The following is a 24,026-nucleotide window of genomic DNA, read 5'->3' on the forward strand; positions in this document are numbered from 1 at the left end:
GCATGCGCCAGAGGTTCGCGGCGCTCGGCTCATCCGGCCCGACCGCCGCAATGTCCTCCCACACCCTGGCTGACGGAAGCGGTGGATGCGCGAGCTGCGAGAAGGTCGGCAGCTTCAGGTTAAGTTTGCGCGCTTGCGCCGCGGCTTGCCGCCAGCCCTTCCTGTCGACGACATTCGGCTCGATTACAAACGCCATTTCCAATCATCCCTGTTGAATCTCACGGCCTCGCCCCGGGTCCTCTAGCACCCCGCGGATCGCATGCCCGTGCTGGTCTGCTGCTCATGGACCGCGTCAAATGAACGCTGCCTCCGAACGTCATCCGCCACGCCATACGTCGTCGTGCGCTGACGCGGCACACGGCCTGCCGAAATGATGATCGATTCCAGCGCCTGCGGCGTCATTTCCTGGCCGTGCGAGGCGCCGGCCGACCGCGAGATGCTCTCATCCATCAGTGTGCCGCCGAGGTCGTTGACGCCGGCCGAAAGGCAGTGCCGCAACCCCTCCGGTCCCATCTTGACCCAGGATGCCTGGATATTGGTGATGTGCGGGTTGAGGACGAGGCGCGACACCGCATGCATCAAGACCGCCTCGCGGAATGTCGGCCCCGGTCGCGCCCGGCCTTTGAGATAGACCGGCGCTTCCATGTGAACGAACGGCAACGGCACGAGCTCGGTAAATCCGCCGGTCTCCGCCTGCAAGCGCCGCAGCCGGAGCAGGTGCCGCGCCCAATGGTCGTAACGCTCGATATGGCCGAACATGATGGTGGCCGTCGATCGGAGCCCGATCGAGTGCGCCGTGCGCATGACGTCGAGCCACTGCTGGGTCCTGATCTTGTCCGCGCAGAGCGTCTCGCGCACCTCGTCGTCGAGGATTTCAGCGGCCGTTCCCGGCAGGGTGCCCAACCCGGCCGCTTTCAGCTCCAGCAGGAATTCGGCGACCGAAATACCCAGCGTGTGTGCCCCTTGATGGATCTCGAGCGGCGAGAACGCATGGAGATGCATGGCCGGGACGGCGCCCTTCACGGCCCGACAGACATCCAGGTACTTCTGCCCCGTATAGGAAGGATGGATGCCGCCCTGCATGCACACCTCGGAGGCGCCGCGGTCCCACGCCTCGGTGACCCGCTGCGCGACTTCGGACATTTCGAGGTCGTAGGGCCGGCCCCGCAGGTTCTCGCTCATCTTCCCCTTCGAGAAGGCGCAGAACTGGCATTTGAAGGAACAGATGTTGGTGTAGTTGATGTTGCGGCATACGACGTAGGACACCACGTCGCCGTTGACGCTGCTCCGCAATTCGTCGGCCGCCCGGCAGACGCTGGTAAAGTCGCGCTCGTGAGCGCGGAACAGCCTGACGATCTCGCCCTCCGAAAGCTCATCGCCGCGCTGGGCCTTGGCAATGACGGACATGACTTCGCTGCCGTGCGCGGTGCGCGGTGCGGATTTCAGCCATCCGAGCTCGCGCGATGGCAGCCCGCCGATGTGGCCGGGATGCCAGTCGTCGCTGCGCGGGAATCCATCGCCGTCGATGCGGTCGAGGACCGACTTCAGCAGCTTGTTGTCGAGCCAGCGCGAGGGATAGCGTGCGAAGCTCGGATAGATCGGCAGCCGCTTCTCGAGCCGCTTGCCGGTTGACCGCGTTGCAGCCTCCAGGAGCCGCAGATGCGGCCATGGTGCTTCGGGATTGACGTGGTCCGGCGTGACGGGCGAGACGCCACCCCAATCGTTGATCCCTGCCGCAACGACGCGCCCCAAGGCTGCCGGGCTGAGGTTCGGCGGCGCCTGAATGTTCATCTCCGGCTCGAATATCAGGCGAGCGACAGCGATGGTCCAGAGATGATCGTCCACGGAGGGCGCGGGTGCATCGGCCATGCGCGTCCCGACCTTTGGCCGGAAGTTCTGGACGATGATCTCCTGCAGATGGCCATGCGCATCGTTCAGGTCCCGCAGCGCGAGCAATGCATCGATCCGTTCGGCCCTGGTCTCCCCGATGCCGATCAGGATTCCGGATGTGAACGGAATGGCCTGCTCACCGGCAGTCTTGATTGTCTGAAGCCTGACGGCAGGCACCTTGTCCGGCGATCCGAAGTGGGGGCCGCCCTTCGCGCAAAGCCGGTCGGACGCGGACTCCAGCATGATGCCCTGCGAGACCGATACCTTGCGCAGCATGGCAAGGTCGAGCTCGCTCATGATCCCGGGATTGACGTGAGGGAGCAGGCCAGTTTGCTCGAACACAGCCCTGGCGACTTCGGCGAGATACGACAGCGTGGATTCGTGGCCGAGCCTTGTCAGCTCCTCACGCGCGACGCGGTAGCGAAGCTCGGGCTTGTCGCCGAGCGTAAACAGCGCCTCATGACAGCCGGCCTCCTTGCCGGCCCTGGCGATCGCGACCGCTTCCTCGACCGAGAGATACGGCTTGACGTTCGAACGCGGCGCGTGAGCGAACGTGCAGTAGTGACAGACATCGCGGCAAAGCTGGGTGAGCGGGATGAACACCTTGGGCGAATAGGTGATGACATCACCGTGCGCGGCATCCCTTCGCCTGGCGGCGGCCGTCAGGAGTTCGTCGATGTCAGCAAGATCGATGAGCTCATAGGCTTCGCTTCGGGACAGGCGACGATCGAACGGGAGATTCAAGACGGACGTCATCAGAACAGCCTCACGGGGACGGGATGGTCGTCGCTGCCGAAGCGCTCGGCAATCTTGAGCTCATCTAGAAACGAACCTGTCGTTCCGAGGTTTTGCGACGAGATCAGATACGGACCAAAATCGATCGGGCAATCGATGTCCTTGCCGATGCCATGGGACTTGAACACGCTGCAGCTCAGCTGCCGCTGCCGCGCCAGGGCGCGGTGGGCGCGGAAACTCTCTTCGCCAAACCGAGGCTCCAGCATGTCGGGCGACCGCATCGCCAGGGCATTTGTGCCACCGTCGTAAAGCGCGGGTACGAGCACGATCGGCGTGTGGTCCAGCAACCGGATGACGTGTTCGAAGTCCTCCGGACGGGCAAACGGAATATCGGCGGGCACGACAAGAACCCGCCGCCCGTACGGTTGGAACGCATCGAGGCCACGCTGCACCGCGGCATTGACGCCGGTCTCGACGTCATCGAAGATCATGGCCGCGTCGAAGCGCTTGGCGATCGCAAACGCTTCCGGATCGGCGCTCACCACGGCGATGCCGGCCAGCGCGCGCGTATCCCGCAGGTTTCCGAGAACATCGCACAGCATGGCTTGCGCCAGCTTTGTGCGCTCGGTCGCCACCAGGATGTCGCCCAGCCTGCTCTTTGCTTGACTGAACCGTTTGACAGGCACCAGGGCCCAGGTTTCGGAATCGTCCATCGCTCCGCTCAGCTGTTTAGTCGATCGAGAAATCGGAGACACTCGCGTGCCAACTGAACACGCTCATCCTTCGAGCGCATGATCGTGTTCGTCACATGCACGGGAATGCCGATCGCATCGGCGTCGGCCTGGTCCTCGCGATCCATCACCAGACCATCGAGGAAGCCATAGTGCCTGACAATCGAGGCGCAGTTTGTCGCGACGCCGAGCTCGTTCATGATCTTTGCGGTCGGCCCCTTGATGGCGCGGCCGCCGACCAGCGGCGAGATTGCGACGATGGAGGCCTTGGTCGCATCCAGGGCCGCGCGGATACCGGGTACAGCCAGGATCGGATCGATGCTGAGATACGGGTTCGACGGACAGACGATGATGGCATCGGCGGCGCCGATGGCCCGCAATGCGGCGCTGGTCGCCGTTCCACCGCTGGGGCTCTGGAATTCGATCTTCCTGACCTCGGGCCGCGCCTGCAGCTCGACGAAATAGCGTTGAAATGCGAGCTTCTGATCGGCCGTCACGACGATCGTCGCAAACGGATCGTCGGTCATCGGCAGGATGCTCGCCTCAATGCCGAGCTGCGATGCAATCCTGCCCGTGAAATCGGTCAAGGTCACGCCGGCGCTCAGCGCGCGCGAGCGCAGGACGTGCATGGCAAGATCGCGGTCTCCCAAGCGAAACCATGTCTCGCCGTTCAGGCCGCCGAGCGCCTCCATGAAGTTCCAGCTTTCGCCGGCTCGTCCCCAGCCGCGCTCTTCGTCGGCAAGCTCGCCCAGCGTATAGACCACCGTGTCGATGTCCGGTGAGATCGTGAGGCCAAGATGCTCGAAGTCGTCGCCTGTGTTGACGATGACGGCGAGCTTGGCGCCCAGCAGGCGATTGAGGCCATAGGCAAGCTTGGCGCCTCCGACTCCGCCGCAAAGCGCAACAACGTTGAGGTCAGCGCCACTCATCGGAACATGTCCTGGCTCTTGGGTCGCGCGAGCGCGGCCGCGGGTGAGACCGGTCCATCAAGCGTGAGGCCACGGACGAGGATGATCGGCATGCCCTCGCCCGCTTGCCCCATCAGGAGCGAGGCGGCGCCGGCGATCTCATCGGCGATGGCAACTTCAGTGACGCGCATCGCCCGGCCAAACATGTCTGGAACACCAATTTGGCTCAGCAACGAGGGAATGCCGGCAGCGCCGATCGCCACGCCGACGACACCATTGCGCCAGGGACGGCCGAAACTGTCGTTGATGATGATTCCAAGATCGAGGTCGCCGGCTGCGTCCAGCGCGATCTTCAGCCTCTGCGCTGATCCGTCGGGATCTTTGGGCAGCAGCAGGACGCGCTCTTCGCCTTCACGGTGTTCGATGTTCGATTGATCGATGCCGGCGTTGGCCATGACGAAGCCGAGCCGGTGCGCGGCGATGACGACGTTCGGCCGTGTCTTGACGACCTCCGCGGATTCGCGCAGCACGACCTCGAGGAAGCGCGGGTCCTTGCCGACCGTCGCCGCGAGTTCGAGCGCCTCCGGCGACGGCTCGACGTCGCTCAGCCGAACGTACCGCCCTTCCGATTTCGAGACGATTTTCTGCGCAATGACGAGGATGTCGCCCCGCTGCAGCTCGAGAGACATCCCGGCCAGGCTCTGCCTGATGAGCGCGGCAAGATCCTCGCCCGGCTCGACGCGCCGAATGTCCTGCAGGGCGATGTATTCGACTCGCGTCCCCACAGGCATGGATCAGGTACCCGGGGTAGCGGACAGGCCGGTGATGCGGATGCCCGCGCCGGGCACCTTGTAGCGTCGATTGATCCCGATCAGCACGGATGTCAGCGCCTCGGCTGCCGCCGAGTTTGCCAGCACGCCGCCGTCGATGCCTGCGGATGCAACTTCATTCGCGAGACCGATGACGACGTCGCGCGCCGCCTTGTCGTCGCCAAAGACCAGAACGTCGCAATCCGCCCGGCTGCCCTGGTGCAGCTTGGTCGCGCCCACATTGTGGAAGGCGGAGACGACCCGCACGCCGGGTCCGAGCAACTGCTGCGCGATCTGCGCGGCCGAGCCGGCGGACGGAAGCTGGACCACGGACACCTTCGGCGGCACCAGCGGGACCGCGGCATCCACGACGATCTTGCCCTGAACCACGTCCTTGACTTCGTTCAGCGTCGCATCATGGCTCGCGAACGGCACGGCAACGACCACGATGTCGGCAGCCCGCGCGGCGGCGGAATTGCCGTCGCCCGCAACGTCGCCGGTCATGGTCTCCGCCGCGCTCCTGGCCTTCTCTGCGGAGCGTGAACCGAGAATGACTTTGTAACCGGCCGCAAGCCAGCATTTCGCGAGGCCGGATCCCAAGTCACCGGTTCCTCCAAGGATGGCAATCGTCGGTTTCGTGTTCATGTCTCGGTGGCCTTTCCGGGATTAGTCGAGGGGCATTTCGGTGAGCGGCACGAGCTTGACGCCGGCCTTCTCGAGGCCCTCCCGCACCGCACGAGCCGTGGCGACGCCCGTGGGCTCGTCGCCATGGACGCACAGCGAGTGGACCTTGCATGTGATCTTCTTGCCGTTGCGGGAGGTGATGGTGTTGTTCAGCACCATATCGAGCACCTGCCGGGTGGCGACCGCCGCGTCCTTGATGACCGAGCCCGCGATCTTGCGCGATGTCAGATTGCCGTCGTCGTCGTACTGGCGATCGCAGAAGCCTTCGATTGCGACGGGCAGTCCGAGCTTGCGGCCGGCTTTCTCCATCTCGGACCCAGCGAGAGCCACATAGATGATGCGCGGATCGACGGCCTTGATGGCGCGGCCGATGGCCAGCGCGTATTCAGCGTCTTCGGCGGCCATGTTGTTGAGCGCGCCGTGCGGCTTGAGGTGGGTGACCCGCTCGCCTTCGTAGGCCGCCATCGCCTGCAGCGCGCCAATCTGATAGGCGACCATGTATTCGAGGTCGTCGGGGCGCATATCGATGCGCCGACGTCCGAAACCCCAGAGATCGTTGAAACCGGGATGAGCACCGATCGTGACGCCGAGGCGCTTGGCTTCGCGCACGACGTTGCGCATCACCCGCGGGTCACCGGCGTGAAAGCCGCAGGCGATATTGGCCGATCCGATGATCTTGAGGATTCCGGCATCGTCACCGACGTCGTAGGCACCGAACCCTTCGGCCATGTCGGCGTTCAAGTTGATCGATATGGTCATCCGTCACCTCGTCTGCTCGAGCTATAATGTCCTATCATTAGTAAGACAATCCCTTTTGCAAACAATTTTTCCCGTTTTTCCGAAGATCGTTTTTGAGGAACGACGGCAGGCGACCGTCTCACGAGATCCGTATTGAACCATCATCCCAATGATAGTATGTATCCCCAGTCCTGGCAAGCTACGCTGCCCCGATGGCGACACGTCCGATCGGCGGCGGCAGCTCCCACCAAACAACCCATCGCGAAGGCCGGTTCGAATGTTCCTGTCGAATACAAGTTCATCTCACAACCAACCGCTCGACCCGGCGGATGCCGCCACGCTGGCGCGTGAAGAAGCGAGCGAAGTCGAGCGCTTTCTCGCCTTCCGACCGAACCACGCGGAAACGCCGCTGCGATCGCTGCCGGCGCTCGCCCGCGAATTCGAGGTCAAGTCCATCCATATCAAGGACGAATCGCATCGGCTCGGCCTCGGCAGCTTCAAGGCACTGGGCGGATCCTACGCCGTCGTCAGGCTACTGCTGGAGCATGCGAGCAGCAAGCTGGGCCGCGCGGTGGATATCAGCGAGATCGGGACGCCTGCGATACGCGAGATCGCGCGCAGCCTGACGGTCGGCTGCGCCACCGATGGAAATCATGGGCGATCGGTCGCGGCCGGCGCGCAGATGGTCGGAGCCAAGGCGGTCATCTTCGTACATTCCGGCGTCACGGATGAACGCGTGCAGGCAATTGCCCACTTCGGCGCGGAAATCGTGCGGGTGCCCGGCACTTACGACGACTCCGTCGCTGTCGCCGACAAGGTCTGCCAGGACAATCATTGGATCGTCGTCTCGGATACGTCCTGGCCCGGCTATGAGCGCATCCCCGGACTGGTCATGCAGGGCTATACGGCGATGCTGAACGAGATCCTCCGGCAGCAGCCGGAGACGCCCACCCATGTCTTCATCCAGGCCGGCGTCGGCGGCCTCGCGGCCGCGGTCGCCGGTTACTTTGATGTCGTCTTTGGCAAGAGCCGGCCGACATTCGTGGTCGTCGAACCCGAACGGGCTGCGTGCCTCTATCAAAGCGCCATTGCGGGCGCGCCGATCAAGATCGCCCATGGTGAGCCGACGATCATGGCGATGCTGGAATGCTACGAGCCATCTCTCGTCGCCTGGCGTATCCTGTCGCGGAAGGCGGACGCGTTCATGATGGTCGGCGAAGAAGGGGCCGCGGCAGCGATGCGCCGGCTCGCACACCCGACAGGCGACGATCCGGCCATTGTGGCCGGTGAAAGCGGTGCTGCCGGATTGGCCGGCCTTTGGCGCGCCGCCAAGAGCAGCGCCGCGCGTGAATCGCTGGGCTTGAACCAGGCATCGCGCGTCCTGCTGATCAACACCGAGGGTGCGACCGACCAGAAGCGCTACACGGAAATCGTGGGCGCTTCGCCGGCCAGCATCCTCGCCTAGAGCATTTTCGGTTCTGATTACATCAGAACCGAAGCTCTAGATTCTTGTTTTGAGGCGTTTTCTTTACGCGAACCGGTGGCCACTTCGCTCGAAAACGCTCTGGCGCGGATCAGGAGCGGGCCTTGCGCCCGCTCCTTCGTCAGGCCTTCGTGCGCTTCTTCGATTTTTCGAGAAGATCGGAACGGAGCGCGAAGCAACTGCGATGATAATGGATGTTGGCGACGTAGACGGCGATGTCGTTGCTGTCGACCAGCACCAGGCGACAATCGGCGGTTGGTTCGCCGAGGCCGATCTTGAGCAGTTCGGCCGTTTCGGGATCGGCCACGCCGATCGTCACGACCTGATGAGCATGGGCGAGCGTGATGTCGTCCATCTCCATGATTTTCGTCAGCGCGGCCGTGTGGGTGAAGCGCTTGCGGTCCTTGAGGTAGAGGTTGCGCGCCAGATGGAGGTTGACGACCGAAAACGGCTCGTCCTCGTTGTATTGCACGCTTCTGAGAAACGCGTAGCTGGCGGCGGGCCGGCCTTCATGCGCGGCGAGCCGGGGCGGATCCGCATTCTCCTCGACATAGACGCGCTTGAGGACGTTGTTCCTGACGGAATCGACCATCGACTCGAAATCATTGGCCAGGTTCAGCCAGTGACGATTCTTGGGTCTTCCGGACACGAACGTCCCGCGTCCCTGCTGGGCGTCGAGGAGCCCCTCGTTCCGCAACATCTCGATCGCCTGCCGGATCGTAACGCGCGCGACGCCGAATTCGGTTTCGAGCTCCTCGATGGTCGAGATCTTGTCGCCCTCTTGCCATCGCCCGGACTCGACCCGTTGGCGCATGACCGATGCAACCTGCACGTAGAGGGGGACCCGGCTGCGCTCGTAATTTGGGACTACCTTATTCATGATAGTAAGATAGTCCATTTCATCGCCAAAGGCGAGTTTTTATCGCCGAACAACTAGGATCGTCGCAAGAGCCATCGCAGCGCTCGTCTCACATAATCCAACGCCATCGATCGCATGAGCGCGCCGGCGTCGAATTCCCTGACCATGGCCGGCTCGCCCTCGCCTCCACCCGATCGATGGGAGAGCCGCGTCTCGAGGTTCTGGACAAAGACAGCGATGATTCGTCCGGCCACATCCTGGATCAGGCCGGAGCGGCTGAACTGCGCCAGGGCCCCGGTCAAGGTGAAGCCGATGCTGAGATCGACCTTGGTTTGATTCTCCACGTCACCCGGCTTGACGGCATAGCCGATCAGGCCGCGGGTTGACGAGTTGCTGCGCTTGTCCTTGCCTGCGCCGACAATCGTGCCCGTGCGGCGCGCATCATCGCGCGTCACATCGGCGATGCCTTGAAATTCGGCAGAGATCGGCCCGACCTTGATCTTGATCTGGCCGTCGACGTGACCGTCGACCGGCTCTCCGGCCAACGATGCGCCCGGCAGGCAGGCCGCGACCGCGCCGATGTCGGAGAAGAAATTCCAGACGTCATCGATCGGATGCCCGACGGTGAAGCTCTGCGTGAACGTCGTTTGCGGCTTCCAGCTCGTATCCCTGAGCGAGGCCGCCGCCGCTGCCGGAGCTTCCGCCTTTTTCACAGCTGGTGCGGCGGTTGTCTTGGGCCGAGCCGCAGCGGAGGTCACCGCGGTCGCATTGCCCGAACCCGAGGGTCCAAGACGCGTCCGGTTTCCGTTTGGAATCGCCGCGATCCCTCGCCCCCTGCGGTCTGCGATCACACCCTGGATGGCGCGCACGATGCCGACATAGCCGGTGCAGCGACAGAGGTTTCCGCTCATGGCCACGCGAATATCGCGCTCGCTGGGGTCCTGCATGCGCAGCACGACATCGCGCGCCGACACAACCATCCCCGGCGTGCAATAGCCGCATTGCAGGCCGTGCTCCCTCGTGAAGGCCGCACGCAGCTCGCGCGTGATCTCGTCGTCGTCGAGCCCCTCGATCGTCGTGACGTCGGCCTGCTGGCAAGCCAACGCGAAGGTGATGCAGGAGCGCGTGGGCACACCATCGACAAGCAGTGTGCATGCACCGCAGACGCCGTGCTCGCAGCCCAGATGGGTGCCGGTCAGATTGAGCTTCTCGCGGAGAAAGTCTGCAAGATGCGTTCGCGGCTGGATCTCCGCGCTGACGGCGCTCCCGTTGACGTTGAGGTTGCAGGTGCTCATTGCGGCCGTGCCTGCTCGATCGCGCGGCGCAGCGCGGCGACATGGGTTTGCTTGTCCAGGGGATCGACCATCCCTGCCTTCTCCAGAATCTCGTCGACGGCCCGGCCGTCGAAACTGTCGTTCAGCCGCGGAGCGCGGCCGTCGCCGATCACATTGCTTGCCTTGGCAATGACGATCGGACGGCTCTCCGTCGCGCCGATCACCGCGCGGCTGATGCCGCGATCGGGGTCGGTCATGAAGGCGCCGATCGCATGGGCAAATTCGCCCGTCTTGCGGCAGCTCTTGTAATAGCCCCAGCGCGCCGATTTGCTCAGTCGCGGCACCACGACGCGAACGAGAACTTCACCAGGGCGCAGGTCGGCTTCGAGAGCGCCGACCATGTAGTCCTCAACGGCCACGGTCCGCTCTCCGGCCCGGCCGCGCAGCACGACTTTGGCCCCAACCGCGGCGAGGATCGAGTGCCAGTCGGCGGACGGATCGGCATGCGTCAAGCTTCCGCCGATGGTGCCGCGATTGCGCACCGCGCGGTATGCGATGCCGTTGGCGACCGTCGGCAGCGCACCGCGGGTGACGTCGGTGACACGGAGGTCCTCGATATCGGCATGCGTGACGCACGCCCCGATCGAGATTTCGTCCGCGCCGTCACTGAAACAACGGAGCTCTTCGATCCCGGTGAGGTCGACGATCAGATCGGGCTGCACGAGCCTGAGATTCAACATCGGCCCGAGCGACTGGCTCCCGGCCATCATCTTGACGGTTCTGCTGTCGTCCGCGATGAGCCTGATCACCGCGTCGACCGCATCGGGGCGCGCATAGTCGAAATTGACAGGTTTCACGCCGGCAACCCTTCTGCCAGTTCGGGCGCCCTCTCCTTGCGGCGCTCGGCTGCGGCCCGAATGGCCTCGAGGACACGCCGTGGCGTCATTGGTGTGTGCAAGACCTGGGCCCCAAGAGGCCGCAATGCGTCATTGACCGCGTTGCCGATTGCCCCGGGAGGCGCAATGGCACCGCCCTCGCCGATGCCTTTGACACCGAACTCCGTATAGGGCGCCAACGTCTCCATGTGGCCGAGCTTGGGCGCCGGCACCTCGGTCGGGCCCGGCAACAGATAGTCGGCAAAGGTCGATGCGAGCGGCTGCCCCGACGTGTCAAAGTTCATCTCTTCATACATTGCGGTGCCGATGCCTTGCGCCAGCCCGCCATAGATTTGCCCATCGACGACCATGGGGTTGATCAGCTGGCCGCCGTCTTCGACGACCACGTAGTCGATCAGCTCGATATCGCCCAACTCCGGATCGACGGCGACCACCGCGATATGGGTCGCGTAGCTGAACGTCCCGGAATCGCGCGCCGGCTTGTAGCCGATGGTGACCTCCAGGCCCCTCGGATCGACCGTTGCCGGCAGATCCTGCGGCCGGCGATACCAGGTGTGCGCGATTTCATCGATCTTCACGCTGTTCGACGGACCGACGACCGCGCCGTTCTCGAGTTTGACATTCTCGACTTCGGTCTGCAGCAGATGCGCGCCAATCCCCTTGATGAGCTTGGCGAGTTCACGCGAGGCCGTCGCAACGGCGCCGCCGGACATCACCGCGCAGCGCGATCCCCAGCTGCCTGTCGAGTACGGCGTGTACTCGGTGTCGCCGTGAACCAGCTTGATGCGCGCGATGTCGATCCCAAGGATCTCGTGCGCGACCTGCGGAAGCGTGGTCTCCATGCTCTGACCATGCGAATGCGCGCCGATGCGAAGCTCGAGGCCGCCGTCGGGGGTCATGCGGGCGGTCGCCTGTTCGTGTCCCGGAACCATCGGGATGCCCCAGCCTGCGTAGACCGACGTGCCGTGCGCACCCTGCTCGCAATAGACTGACAGCCCGACCCCGATCAGCCGGCCGTCCGGCTCGCCCTTCTTCTGGCGCGCGCGGAGGCCCGCCAAATCGATCTTTGCCAGAGCCTGTCGCAGCGATTCCGGATAATCTCCGCTGTCGAAATGCTTCTTGGTGATGTTGTCGAACGGCATCTGCTCCGGCCGCACCAAATTCTTGAGCCGCACCTCGTACGGCTCAAGACCGCATTCGTGTGCGATCGCGTCCATCATCAGCTCGATCGCGTAGCAAACGCCGGTGCGGGCAACGCCGCGGTAAGGCAGGATCGGACATTTGTTGGTGGACACCGACCAGGTGCGGCAGCGATAGGACGGGAAATCGTATGGCCCGGGCAAAATGCTGGCGATCTGCGCAGCCTCCAGACAGGCAGAAAACGGATACGACGAATAGGCGCCGGAATCGACCGAGGCCTCGCACTCGACACCGCGCAGTTTCCCATCGCGATCGGCGTAGACGGTGATGTTATAATGATGCTCGCGGCAATTCGCGCCCGCCGTCAAATGCTCGCGACGATCTTCGATCCAACGCACGGGATAGCCGCAGCGCATGGCGAGCCAACCCAGACAAACATCCTCCGTCAGCACGATACCCTTGTAGCCGAAGCCGCCGCCGACATCGGGCGAGACGATGCGGATCTTCAGCTGCTCGAGATTGAGGCATTCCGATAGACCGTTGCGCACGATGTGCGGTTGCTGATTGCCGGTGTAGAGGACGAGCTGATCCATCCGCTTGTGCCAGACGGCAACCGTCCCGCGGCCTTCCATCGGCGCCATGCTCTGCCGCGCGGTCGATATCTCGCGCGTGATCTTGATCGGAGCGTCGTAGGCCGCTTCCATGTTGATGTCGACAAACGTCTCGAGGAAGACATTGTCGCCCCACTCTTCGTGCACCAGGGCCGAGTCCGGACGCCGCGCCAGCAGCATGTCATGCACGGCCGGCAATTCCTCGAAATCAACTTCGACCGCAGCTGCAATGTCCTCGGCTTCCGCGCGGCTATCGGCGACGCACATCGCGATCAATTCGCCGACCTGACGGACCTTCTCGAACGCGAGGATCGGCTGATCGGAAGGCTTGAAGCCCGGCAGTCCGGACACAGCGCGAATGGGACGCGTATCGGCCGCGATATCCGACGCAATGAACACGCTGCTGCGGAGGTGCGGCGGGATACGGATATCCTTGATCCGCGCATGGGCAAGTGGACTACGGACGAACGCAACGTCGCGCATGCCGGGCAAGCGAATATCGCCGACATATTCGCCTCGTCCACGGAGAAAGCGATCATCTTCCTTTCGGGAAACGGAAGCTCCAACGCCCTGCTTTGCCACTCCGTCTCCCCTTTTGTCGTCGGTGTCCTGAGCGATCGACGGCTCGAACATCAAATTCATTCTATTATCGCAAAGATAGCATCACTAGGATTGAGCGTCGAGTCTCGAGAACCCTCCCGCGTGCGACAATAGCGAGTTCGCACCACCGACGCCGCCAAAAAAGGAGGGGCCCAAACCTTGGGCCCCTTCCCGATCGATCCGGCCCTTGATTACCTGGCTGGGGCGGAATTGCACCAGTCGTAGATGCTGAGCGCCATGACCTTGATGGCCGTCAGGTAATCATCGATCGACACATACTCGTCGTTCGCATGCATGACCGCCGTCGAACCGGGTCCGAAGATCACGGTCGGCGTATTCGCGTACTTGTTCAAGAACCGCGTGTCCGCCGCACCCTGGCGCCCCGAGATCGTGGGCTTCTTGCCAGTCACTTCGGTATAGACATCGCAGACGGTCTGCACGATCGGATGCTGGACCGGAATCTCCGAGGCCTCGGCGTCGTAGCCGACGAACTTCACCACGGGAGGATGGTCCTTCATCCAGGGATCCTGAGCCGCAACCTCGGCAATCTTCTTGACGAGGCTCTGCTTGACGCCCTCGTGGTCCTCGCTCGGAACCGTGCCGATCGATCCCTTCAGAACGGCGCTGGCCGGGAAGGCGCTCGGATAATTGCCGGCCTGGAAGCTGCCGATGATGCAGGGCAAGGAGTCGATGGCGCTCGGGTAGAGCGCGTGCTTGACGTTCGCAACGCGCTCGTCTTCCAGCTCCTGCACGGCTTTCACGATCTTGTTGCCGAGCTCGATGGCGCTGATGCCAAGGTAGCGCTGCTGGATACCGGCGGGTTTGCCTTCGATGTCGATCTGGAACCAGATACGCCCGATGCAAGCCGGCTGCACGAACAGGTCACTGGTCTCGCCGGAAATACCGGCATCCGCCTTGTATCCGCGGATGACAGTGTCGAGCGTGCCGTGTCCGCTGACTTCCTCGTCGATGACGATGTTGATCATGACATCGCCCTTCGGAGTGAGCCCAAGCTCCTTCAGGTACTGGACCGCGAGCACGTGGCTGGCAACGCCGCTCTTCATGTCGCACGAACCGCGGCCATAGATGCGCCCGTTCTTGATCGAAGCCGACCACGGATTGTCGCTCCATCCCTCGCCGTTGCCGACGGGGATCACGTCGGTGTGACCGTTGAGAAGCAGCGAGCGGCCGCCGCCGGTGCCTTTCAGGGTGGCAACGATATTGGGGCGATTCTCATAGCCGCGATCGACCGGGCGATAGCCGGGATGCTTCTTCAGCTCGTCCCAATTGGTCTCCCACATGTCGACCTCGAGACCGACCTCGGTCAGGTAGCCGTGCATGTGCTTCTGGATCGCGGCTTCGTCGCCGGTCACGCTCGGGATCGCGACCATATCCTGGAGGAACTTGATCGCGTGATCCTTCGAAGCGTCGACCTTGTCGAGGATCTTCTTGCGTACGGGGTCTGTCATCTGCTTGTCGCCTGTGTTGAGCGTTTTCCGGTTTCGTTACTTGGCGCGCAGGCGCGGGATGATCTCACGCGCGATGGTCTCGACCTGGTCCGCCTGATACTTGTACGGGACGAAGATGATCTTCTGGACGCCCAGCGCGATATGCTCGCGAAGCTGGGCGACGCACTCATCGACCGAGCCCATGATGGCGCTCTCGCGGCTGCAATCGCTGTGAGCCGGGAAATCCCACTCCTTGTTGAGCCAGTCCATCATGTCGGCTTCGACCGCCTGCCGTGATTTGCCGATCATGATCGGCAGCTGCGAGGCGTTCTTCAAAGTCGACGGATCCTTGCCGCCCTCCTTGGCGAAGTTGATGATCTTGTCCCAGGACTTCTTGAAGTCGGCGGGACGATAGAAGTAGGTCAGCCAGCCATCCCCGTTCAGAGCGGCGCGCTTCAGCACGGGATCGGCGTATCCGCCGATCAGCAGCGGAATTTGCGGCTGCGCCGGCTTGGGATACATCACCGCCTTCGAAATGTTGTGGCGCATGTATTCGCCGGTCACCGACTCTTCGGTCCACAGCCGGCGCATGATCTCAAGATTTTCATCCATGATCTTGCCGCGCTTCTCGAAGGGAATGCCGAGCGCATCGAACTCGCGCTTGTACCATCCGGACGCCATGCCCATGATCAGGCGGCCTTCGGACAGCTGATCCATGCTCGAGAGCTGCTTGGCGAGAGCCACCGCGTTACGGAGCGGCAGAACCAGGATGCCGGTGCCCATCTTGATCCGCTTCGTGCGCGCAGCAATGCCCGTCAGCGTCGTCAACGAATCGATGATCGGGAAGTTCGGATCGACGCCGAGGAGCATGTGATCCCAGACCCAGACCGAATCGTAGCCGAGCTCCTCGACCCGAACGCCGTACTCGACGAGCGCCCGGGCGTTGGGCATTTCGGGATAGGCGGTGAAGTTGCGCGCGGCAATACCAAACGTGTTGGCGAGCGTGGTCATCAATAGATCTCCGGACTTGGTGTAGCTTTAAGCGGTGAAGAGACGGTCGGGATCGAGCATCCGCAGCGTCTCGAGTTCGTGGTCGGTCGGCGGCGACGTGACGTGGAGGTTCTCGTCGAAGTCGAGCCTGAAGCCGGTATTGTCCTGTACTTCCTCGCGGCCGACGCCGGGATTGAGCGCGAGCACCTTGATGCGCCGGGTCCTGTCGTCGAAGCCGAACACGGCGAGCTCGGTAATCACGCGCCACATGCCGCCGCTCGGCAGGCCGGAGTCGCGCCGGCTGGTGCCGCCGCGAATGAACCCGGGGCTGGTGATGAAGTCGACCTTTTCGACGAAGCGCCGCTTCTCGTGCTTCATCGCGACGATCATGTTGGTCAGGCTGGAGATGTCATTGCCGCCGCCGGTACCCGGCAGGCGCGTCTTCGGCTTGGCCGGGTCGCCGATGAACGACGAGTTCAGATTGCCGAACTGATCGATCTGGGCGCCGCCCATGAAGCCGACATCGACGTAACCGCGCTGGAGCAGCAGCAGGACATCGGCGCTGCCGAGGACCATGTTGGCGCGCTTGGTGCAGCGCTGGTCGTTGGTCGACGGCGGCAATTTGCCCGGCTCGACGAAGGCGCCGACCACGCCGCCCTCGAACAGAATGGTCAGGGCTGGACAGCGGGTGCGCTGGGCCAGGGTTGCAGCGAGCAGCGGCACGCCGATGCCGGCGAAGACCACCTGCCCGTCCTGCAGCTGGCGCGCGCTCAAGATCGCGAGAATTTCGCTTGCGGTGTAGCGCTGCGCCTCAGTCATTGTAGATGCTCCTGCCCTTCTGCGTTGCCTCCAACACCTCATCCATGCCGATCAGCGAGAGATATTCGTTCCAGGACTTCGGGCTGTAAAAATAGCGGTCGAGATATTCCTGCATGCCCTTCACGGGATCCGCGTTGACCTGCGCGACATAGGCTTCCATGTGCCGCATCATCGGCTCATAGAGGCCGTAGCACTCGTGCGGCGCCGATCCGTAGGGAACCTCGACCACGGCATCGACACAGAAGAACGGGATCTTGGTCTGGTCCGGCGCGCGCCGGATCTGGTCGTTCGAGACGATCCGCTCGGTCGTGAGGATCACGCTGTTGGCAGCGAGCGCGAGATCGATGTCCATGAATTGCAGGCCGTCGATCTGGGCGTTACCGTAGGGGTCGCAGCGCTGGACGTGGATCAGCGCGACGTCGGGGTTGAGCGCGGGGACCAGCAGCAGCTTCTCGCCCGTGAACGGACAGTCGATCTGCTTGGCTTCGGGACGCTGACCAACGATATCCGACCCCAACATGGCGCGGGTCGGCAGGAACGGAACACCCATGCCGCCGGCGCGAAAGCGCATGCCGACAGCCATGTGGCTCCATTCCTCATAGCGCTTGCCGCCACTCTCCACGTGATGCCGCATCACCTTGGACAGGCCCCATAGAATACCTTGGGCGAACCAGCTGGTGACGACGTGGTTCGCGATGCCGGATCCGAACACGAGGTCGCCGTCCGTCGAGACGATGCAGCGCGAAATCGAAAGGTCCTTGCGATGCTGGCGGATCAGCTCCCAGAGCAGCGCCATCGGCGTGCGGGACATGGTCGACCCGCCAATACCCACTTTCATGCCGTCTTGGACGAAGCCTGCCGCTTCCTCAAGCGACACCACCTTTTCGCGCAGGCTGCGGTCGCGCTGCGCCATCTTCTCTCTGAGCCGCGTGTACGGCTCCACCAGGGTATCCGGCAAAACATCCTCCTTGTCGGCAACCGGCAGCGGCTGAGGAGCGAACCGCAGGCCCTTCCTGCCAATTGGACCTATGGTACTAATGTTAGTCCCATACGTCTAGCAGAATCTTCGCAACGGCCGATCGTGACGGATTCGGTCTCCGCGATATGCCTTGGGTTTGCGATCGCCGGGCGCACAGTAAAACGACGAGCAATGCCTACCTTTGCAGCCTGGTCTTCCCGACTCTCCCGACTCTCGCTATCCGCTGTGCGAGCGGCCGGAGTTGCCGCAGTGCTGACCTGGTCAGCTCAGGATGCGAACTCGAAGCGACGGCATAAGGACCATAAGCCGATAGATAGGATGTCCTGCCCTGCATCACGGCCTTTGGCACAGATCATGCTTATGAACCAGCGTCGCTTTCGAGAGCGTCGCATGCAGCGCGCTGCTTCGATGGCGATCACCCGGTTGAAGCGAGCGCGTGGCGCGGCAGCGGGCGCACAGGCGTCAACAAGAACCAACAAGAGAGGATGGACCGTGGAGCATTATCTTACCTCGACACCAGATCATCTTCATTGGGGACTGTGGGATGGTCGGCTCAGTCCCGTCATCAGAATTGCGTCTGGTGATCGGGTAACGATCGAAACGCTATCGGCCGAGCCGGATGAAGCGTTCGATCTCGTGAGCGACCTGGTCGAACCGCTTGGCTGCAGCGACATCCCCGCGTCCCACGGAGCCGCACCGCGGCTATTGACCGGACCGATCCACATCGAGGGCGCCGAACCGGGTGACGTGCTCGAGGTTCGGGTCCTCGATGTCCGCTTGCGATCGGACTGGGGTTGGAACATGAGGGCCCCGACGAGCGCTGCGCGGGAAACGTCATTGGACTTTTGCTGCCGGTATGTCCCGCTCGATCGCACGCGCAACATCGCGCGCCTGCCCTGGGGACGGGAGCTGAGGTTGTCGCCGTGCTTTGGCAACTTTGGTGTCGCGCCGCCGGCGAACTGGGACCCCCGCAAGCCGAACGAAGCGAATGGTTTCAGCGGGCGCATCGACAACAGGGATCTCGGCGTCGGATGCACCGCCTATTTCCCGATCTTCGTCGCAGGCGCATTGTTCTCGGCGGGTCATGGCCACGCGCTGCTGGACGATGGGGCTGCGCAGCTCTCCGCCATCGAAACGGCGCTCGCCGGCACGTTCGAATTTCACATTCGCCGCAATCTGCATCTGGCGACCCCTCGGGTCGAGACCACATCCGCGTCGGCCAGCACATCGACCGTCAATGCGTTCACACCGCAAGGCCGCAGCCAACGCACGAACTAGTGTTGCACGCCGCGCACAGCGCCTTGGCTCATCGTCGCCCGTGCAATGACACCGTCTATTGCTGCTGCAACGCCCGCTCAACGATAGCCACGGCTTCCGGAGGAGCCTTGGCCTTCCACATTGCGATTGGTGCCGACGCACCTTGCTTGAGCGCGGCGAGAACAGGAGCCGGCGCCGGCTCCGCGATCTCAACCCCGTTGGCGCGCATGCGCGCATAATTCTCGACTGTGCGATTGGCCAGAAGCTGGAACTGGCTTTGTTCCGTCTCGGCAGCCACCTGCATCACCTGGCGTTGAACCGATTCCGGCAGCGCTTCAAAGGCATCGGTCCTTACAAAAGCAATCGAGATCGGAATCGCGTAGTTGATCGCCGTGAAATGGGGCAGATCCTGCCAGAGCTTTCGGCCGGCCCCGCCATCGCCAGACGTCAGGATAGCATTCAGCTCATGGCTTTTTACCTTGGCGATTGCCTCGTTGAACGGAAGATACTCCGCCGTTGCACCGACCGCGCGCATGACCTCGGCCGAATTGTAGTCATACGTCCGCGCGGCAATGGATCGCAGGTCCGCCGGCGTCGAGATTGGCTGGACAGTCCAGAGGCCGGTGGACGGCCAAATGGTGATGTACAGGAGCTTGAGGCCCTGTGCGGCTAACGCCTTCTCATAGAGTGGCCGCGCGCGCGCGTTGATGGACCGCGCCGCCTCGATGGACTGGACGACAAACGGCAGCGACGGCAGACCAAATACCGGATCGGACGCTTCGAGCGGCCCCGCGAATGCGTCGCCACCGGCAATCCGCCCCTCTTGGGCCGCACGCAGCATTTCGCCGGAGCTGATCTTCAACTCGTTATCGAACGCATTGCGGACCGTAACGTATCCGTTCGTCTGTGTGGACACGAGCTCCGCGAATTTTGCCAAGCCAACTCCCGAGATATTGCTTCGAGGATATTCCGTCGCCATCTGCCACGCCACTTGAGCGGACGCAGGTGCGCTGAAGAAGGCCGTCGACGCGATGAGAAGAAGCGCCGCCATGGCAGAGCGCAGACCGGCCCAACTGGTCGACCAAGGCAAATCAGAATCCGAATTGAGCACCGGATATATCCCGCAAGCACAGTTTGACTTCGATCAGTCTTGCCTATGCTGACGGGGCCGTCAAACATGCCGTCCTGGACCGGCGAGTGCCCGTCATCGCTTGCTGCTACGCCGTTTCTCGGCACGGCGCGGCGCCGCCTTTGCCGTCGCGCGGGCCTTGCTCGGCTTTGGTGCCTGCAACCCGTAGGACGAGAACCCCTTCGCGGTGTCGGCGATCTCCTCGTCGCTCAGGATGATCCGCGAGTCGAGCGCAAGCGAGAGGTAGTACTGCCGCGCGAGGGTCTCGAGCTCGACCGCGAGCCACATCGCCTTGTCGAGATTGGCGCCGAGCGCGATCATGCCGTGATTGGCGAGCAGGCAGCCATTGCGACCCTCCAGCGCGGCGATCGCATGATCGGACAATTCCTTGGTGCCGTAACGCGCGTAGCCGGCGCAGCGGATGTCGGTGCCGCCGAATGCCGCCATCATGTAGTGGCAGGCCGGGATCGGCTTGCGCGCGATCGCAAGCACGGTCGCATAGGTCGAGTGGGTATGGACGATGGCGCCGACATCGGGCCGGGCGCGCGTGATGTCGAGATGGAAGCGCCATTCGGTAGAGGGCTGCAGCGGCCCCTCCCACGCGCCATCGTCGCCCTCGAGCGACATCGACGCGATCATCTCCGGCCTCATCGAATCATACGGGGTCGCCGAGGGCGTGATCAGCATCCTGTCCTTGTAGCGGGCGGAGATGTTGCCTGATGTCCCCTGGTTGAGACCCGACGCATTCATCCATCGGCACCTGGCAATGATCGCCTCGCGCAATTGTCGTTCCTCACGGGTCATACGGACTGCCTTTCTCTTCAGCACGAATTGCCTCTTCAGCACGGATTGCGTAGCGGCTCGCCGATGTCTTGCACCGCCAACCGTCCGCTTTACTCTGGACCAGCGTAGGACCTCCCCGCTTCATCCCTTCTCGGCAGAGAGGAACAGGCGATAGGCCGGGTTCTCGCTCTCGTTCCAGTAGGGATAGCCGAGCGCGTCGAGCGCCTGAACGAACCGGGCGCGCTCCGAAGGCTTGACTTCGATGCCTGCCAGGATGCGTCCGTAGTCGGCGCCATGATTCCGGTAGTGAAACAGCGAAATGTTCCAGTCGGGCGCTAGGCTCTCAAGGAATTTCAACAACGCGCCAGGACGCTCGGGAAACTCGAAGCGGTAGATCACCTCGTCCCTCAGAAGCGGCGCGCGACCACCCACCATGTAGCGCACATGGTCCTTGGCCATTTCGTTCTCGCTCAGATCCAGGATCGGATAGCCCTCGCGCCGCAGCAGCTCCATGACTTCCCGCTTCTCGGCCTCGCCACGGCTCAGCGCGATACCGACAAAGAGCTGCGCCGGCGCGGTCGTTTCGGCGAAGCGGTAGTTGAATTCCGTGATCGCCCGCGAGCCAAGGATGCGGATGAAGTGCCGATAGCTGCCCGGCTTCTCCGGCACCGTTACCGCAAGCAGCGCCTCCCGATGTTCGCCGACCTCGGCGCGATCGGCGATGGTGCGCAGCCGGTCGAAATTCAGATTGGCGCCGCTGTTGACGGCAATCAGGCTGCCGTCGCTCAGCGCGCCGCGCTCGGCATAGGCCTTGAGGCCGGCGAGCGCCAACGCCCCGGAGGGCTCGGCAACCGATCGCACGTCGTCGAAGATATCCTTGATGGCCGCGCACATGGCGTCGGTGTCCACGGTGACGACTTCGTCGAGCAGGTCGCGGCAGAGCCGGAACGTCTCCGTTCCGACCTTGCGGACCGCGACGCCGTCGGCGAACAATCCGACCTGATCCAGCGCGACAACGCAGTCCTTGGCGAGCGCGGCCGCCATCGAGGCGGCGTCGGCCGGCTCCACGCCGACGACCTTGATCGAGGGGTTGAGGAATTTCACGAAGGCGGCGACGCCGGCCGCCAGCCCGCCCCCGCCGATCGGCACGAAGATCGCCTCGATCGGATCGGGATGCTGGCGCAGGATTTCCATCCCGACGGTCCCCTGGCCGGCAATCACGTCAGGATCGTCGAACGGATGCACGAAGGTCAGGCCGCGCGCGACCTCGATCTCCCTGGCCTTGGTTTGCGCGTCGTCGAACGTGTCGCCATGCAGCACAACGTCGCCGCCCAGACGCCGGACGGCCTCGACCTTGATGGCCGGCGTCGTCCGCGGCATCACGATCGTCGCGGGAATGCCGAGCTTGCGCGCAGACAGCGCCACACCCTGCGCGTGATTACCCGCCGACGCGCAGATGACGCCTTGTCTTCGCTGCGCGTCCGGCAGCCGGACGATCTTGTTATAGGCGCCGCGAAGCTTGAACGAGAAGATCGGCTGAAAATCCTCCCGCTTCAGCAAGACGGCGCGCGACAAGCGCTCCGAGAGCCGCGGCATCGGATCGAGCGGCGTCTCGACCGCCACGTCGTAGACACGGGCGGTCAGGATGCGTTGGGCGTAGTCACGGAGCGCGTTGGCGGCAGTGGTCATCGGGTCGCTTCTGTCGATGGGGAGGCAATCCATATCGGTTGCACCTGCCCATCGTCGGCGCCGCCCTGGCGAGCAGACGGCACGGAGCCGCCGCTACATCCAGCTCGAAGCATCGCATGACCGGAGGCACGAGTGAAGCAAAGACCGCCTGATCAATCGCCCGGCCGAGCGCATATGAAGTCATCCGGGCCGTCGCAGGGGGCACTACCAAAATATCGAAAACAACCCCATGCAAAGTAGCCGGCGGCGGCCGGGCAACTTGACACGTCGGGCAATTCAGGGATATATTTCTAGTATTCCGAAATCAATCGACGAGCGACTCCAGCACCGCAGCTGAATCAGTGACCCAGCCAAAAATGCCGCCCTGGCGTTGACCGCTTCACGCCATGAGATGCGACGAATTCCACCCCCTGCCGTGGTCACCGGGCGCTTCCCAGCCCACCTCGGAGACGAGCAGCGTGTCCTCGAGCTTGATGTAACCGCGCACCGGATGCAGCAGCGCGGTTTCGATCGAGATCACCATCCCGCATTCGAGCGGCCGGTCGGCGTCATACGGCGCGTAAGGCACCGGGCCGGTCGCGGTGAGGCGCGGCGCTTCGTGACTGACAAGCCCGATGCCGTGCGCGGTGAAGTCGAGCACAGCGCGATGCGACGAGGCTTTGACGGCCGCCTCGCCCGCCGCAATGATGTCGCCACCCAAGGCGCCCGGCCGGATTGCGCGCCGGGCCACTTGCTGGATTTCCTCGACCTGTTGCAGCAACTCGCGCAGCTCGCTGTCGGGCTCACCCAGAATACCCATGCGGCTGAGGTCGCCGATATAGCCCCGGTAGTTTCCGCCGGAATCGATCGAGATCACGTCGCCCTCCGCAAGGCGCTGGTTCGACGGCGCGCGGTTATGGCTCTTGCCCGCGGCGATCAAGCAATATTCGAACACGAGATCACGTTCCTGCTCCTCACGGCGCAGACGGGCGACGACGTCGTTCTTGGTCATGCCCGGTGCACAGCCCTTGAACGTCGCCATCATCGCATCGACGACCCGTTCGGAAGCTTCCCTGATGAGATCCAGTTCGACCGGAGACTTGACGGCGCGAAGCCGTTCCAGCGTGAAATGGGCCTCGCGGACCTCGACGTGGCCAAGACCGGCAAGCAGATGATCCCTGGCGTCGGCCGGCAGGAAGCCGGCTTCGATGCCGACGCGCTTGGCGGCGCCCCCGAGCTTTCTCACATGATCAATGGCGAAGCCGATCGCATCGATCGTCCCCCATGCACCCGCTTTGACAATCGGCGCCGATATTCGTCCGAGCTCATGCTCGAACTTCTCCATGCGGTTGCCGATGTAGATGGAATTTTCAGGGTGCCCTTTCTGATAGACGAAGACCGGCAGATAGCGGCTGGTGCCGATCGCCTCCATGACGTCGAAGAAGAAGAAACGATATCCACCGAGCAGGTACTGCACGTTGTGACGCGAAGTAACGACCAGGATGTCGAGCCCCGCCTCATCCATCAGCCGATCGAGTTTTGCAGTATCGAACGGCGCCGCCGTTGCGATCGTGTCGTGCGCATTGTCCATGGTA

20 protein-coding genes are annotated in these 24,026 nt (G+C 63.2%); 2 read left to right on the forward strand and 18 right to left on the reverse strand.

Translation table 11 applies throughout. The annotated features are described in order from the left end of the window. Positions 1-240: 240 nt before the first annotated feature. The 6 genes from cofH to AAFG13_RS15845 are packed head-to-tail and all read right to left on the reverse strand — an operon-like array spanning position 241 to position 6,516. Positions 241-2,646, reverse strand: coding sequence for a 5-amino-6-(D-ribitylamino)uracil--L-tyrosine 4-hydroxyphenyl transferase CofH (gene cofH / locus AAFG13_RS15820; protein ID WP_342712579.1), 2,406 nt, complete (start codon positions 2,644-2,646; stop codon positions 241-243). Then, the gene (gene cofC, locus AAFG13_RS15825) at positions 2,646-3,338 is read right to left on the reverse strand and encodes a 2-phospho-L-lactate guanylyltransferase (protein WP_212316325.1); all 693 of its coding nucleotides are present in this window, start codon (positions 3,336-3,338) and stop codon (positions 2,646-2,648) included. Before cofC ends, cofH begins: the two co-directional genes overlap by 1 nt. 8 nt (positions 3,339-3,346) lie before the next feature. After that, positions 3,347-4,285: a 2-phospho-L-lactate transferase gene (gene cofD, locus AAFG13_RS15830; RefSeq protein ID WP_342712580.1), complete on the reverse strand. Its 939-nt coding sequence runs from the start codon at positions 4,283-4,285 to the stop codon at positions 3,347-3,349. Continuing rightward, positions 4,282-5,055 (reverse strand): coenzyme F420-0:L-glutamate ligase, encoded by a 774-nt coding sequence (gene cofE, locus AAFG13_RS15835; protein WP_212316329.1) that lies wholly within the window; start codon positions 5,053-5,055, stop codon positions 4,282-4,284. The genes cofD and cofE overlap by 4 nt, the downstream gene beginning before the upstream one ends. Before the next feature lie 3 nt (positions 5,056-5,058). Next, entirely contained in the window at positions 5,059-5,718 is a 660-nt protein-coding gene (gene npdG, locus AAFG13_RS15840; protein WP_342712581.1) for an NADPH-dependent F420 reductase, read from the reverse strand. Positions 5,719-5,739: 21 nt separating this feature from the next. Then, positions 5,740-6,516 (reverse strand): 5-oxoprolinase subunit PxpA, encoded by a 777-nt coding sequence (locus AAFG13_RS15845; RefSeq protein WP_212316331.1) that lies wholly within the window; start codon positions 6,514-6,516, stop codon positions 5,740-5,742. 256 nt (positions 6,517-6,772) lie between these two features. On the opposite strand from AAFG13_RS15845, the gene AAFG13_RS15850 reads away from it, so the two are divergent. Continuing rightward, complete coding sequence (locus AAFG13_RS15850; protein ID WP_342712582.1) at positions 6,773-7,960, forward strand: diaminopropionate ammonia-lyase; 1,188 nt, start codon at positions 6,773-6,775, stop codon at positions 7,958-7,960. A gap of 139 nt (positions 7,961-8,099) precedes the next feature. Here the strand turns inward: AAFG13_RS15850 and AAFG13_RS15855 are convergent, their stop codons facing one another. From AAFG13_RS15855 to AAFG13_RS15890, 8 genes are all read right to left on the reverse strand, one after another. After that, positions 8,100-8,858 carry a GntR family transcriptional regulator gene (locus AAFG13_RS15855; protein ID WP_212316333.1) on the reverse strand — a complete coding sequence of 253 codons (759 nt, stop codon included), beginning with the start codon at positions 8,856-8,858 and terminating at the stop codon, positions 8,100-8,102. A gap of 53 nt (positions 8,859-8,911) precedes the next feature. After that, entirely contained in the window at positions 8,912-10,132 is a 1,221-nt protein-coding gene (locus tag AAFG13_RS15860; protein ID WP_342712583.1) for a 2Fe-2S iron-sulfur cluster-binding protein, read from the reverse strand. After that, a complete protein-coding gene (locus AAFG13_RS15865; RefSeq protein ID WP_342712584.1) occupies positions 10,129-10,968 on the reverse strand; it encodes an FAD binding domain-containing protein in 840 nt (279 codons plus the stop codon). The genes AAFG13_RS15860 and AAFG13_RS15865 overlap by 4 nt, the downstream gene beginning before the upstream one ends. Beyond that, entirely contained in the window at positions 10,965-13,391 is a 2,427-nt protein-coding gene (locus AAFG13_RS15870; protein WP_342713341.1) for a xanthine dehydrogenase family protein molybdopterin-binding subunit, read from the reverse strand. The genes AAFG13_RS15865 and AAFG13_RS15870 overlap by 4 nt, the downstream gene beginning before the upstream one ends. 158 nt (positions 13,392-13,549) lie before the next feature. After that, complete coding sequence (locus AAFG13_RS15875) at positions 13,550-14,827, reverse strand: ArgE/DapE family deacylase (protein ID WP_212316337.1); 1,278 nt, start codon at positions 14,825-14,827, stop codon at positions 13,550-13,552. Positions 14,828-14,863: 36 nt separating this feature from the next. Then, complete coding sequence (locus tag AAFG13_RS15880) at positions 14,864-15,817, reverse strand: TIGR03619 family F420-dependent LLM class oxidoreductase (protein WP_207832125.1); 954 nt, start codon at positions 15,815-15,817, stop codon at positions 14,864-14,866. Between the two features lie 27 nt (positions 15,818-15,844). Continuing rightward, a complete protein-coding gene (locus AAFG13_RS15885) occupies positions 15,845-16,615 on the reverse strand; it encodes a CoA-transferase (protein WP_212316339.1) in 771 nt (256 codons plus the stop codon). Continuing rightward, positions 16,608-17,528 (reverse strand): CoA-transferase, encoded by a 921-nt coding sequence (locus tag AAFG13_RS15890; RefSeq protein WP_342713342.1) that lies wholly within the window; start codon positions 17,526-17,528, stop codon positions 16,608-16,610. The genes AAFG13_RS15885 and AAFG13_RS15890 overlap by 8 nt, the downstream gene beginning before the upstream one ends. A 456-nt stretch (positions 17,529-17,984) precedes the next feature. Here AAFG13_RS15890 and AAFG13_RS15895 point away from each other — a divergent pair, with 456 nt between their 5' ends. Continuing rightward, a complete protein-coding gene (locus tag AAFG13_RS15895; RefSeq protein WP_249132738.1) occupies positions 17,985-18,872 on the forward strand; it encodes an acetamidase/formamidase family protein in 888 nt (295 codons plus the stop codon). A gap of 55 nt (positions 18,873-18,927) precedes the next feature. Here AAFG13_RS15895 and AAFG13_RS15900 read toward each other — a convergent pair whose 3' ends face one another. From AAFG13_RS15900 to AAFG13_RS15915, 4 genes are all read right to left on the reverse strand, one after another. Further along, positions 18,928-19,902, reverse strand: coding sequence for a TRAP transporter substrate-binding protein (locus AAFG13_RS15900; RefSeq protein ID WP_342713343.1), 975 nt, complete (start codon positions 19,900-19,902; stop codon positions 18,928-18,930). Between the two features lie 153 nt (positions 19,903-20,055). After that, on the reverse strand, positions 20,056-20,784 hold the full coding sequence (locus tag AAFG13_RS15905; protein ID WP_342712585.1) for a class II aldolase/adducin family protein: 729 nt from the start codon (positions 20,782-20,784) through the stop codon (positions 20,056-20,058). 120 nt (positions 20,785-20,904) lie between these two features. Next, a complete protein-coding gene (gene ilvA, locus AAFG13_RS15910; protein WP_342712586.1) occupies positions 20,905-22,452 on the reverse strand; it encodes a threonine ammonia-lyase, biosynthetic in 1,548 nt (515 codons plus the stop codon). Between the two features lie 379 nt (positions 22,453-22,831). Then, the gene (locus AAFG13_RS15915; RefSeq protein ID WP_342712587.1) at positions 22,832-24,022 is read right to left on the reverse strand and encodes a Xaa-Pro peptidase family protein; all 1,191 of its coding nucleotides are present in this window, start codon (positions 24,020-24,022) and stop codon (positions 22,832-22,834) included. Positions 24,023-24,026: the final 4 nt, after the last annotated feature.

The organism is Bradyrhizobium sp. B124, from assembly GCF_038967635.1.
In the GTDB taxonomy this organism is placed as follows: domain Bacteria; phylum Pseudomonadota; class Alphaproteobacteria; order Rhizobiales; family Xanthobacteraceae; genus Bradyrhizobium.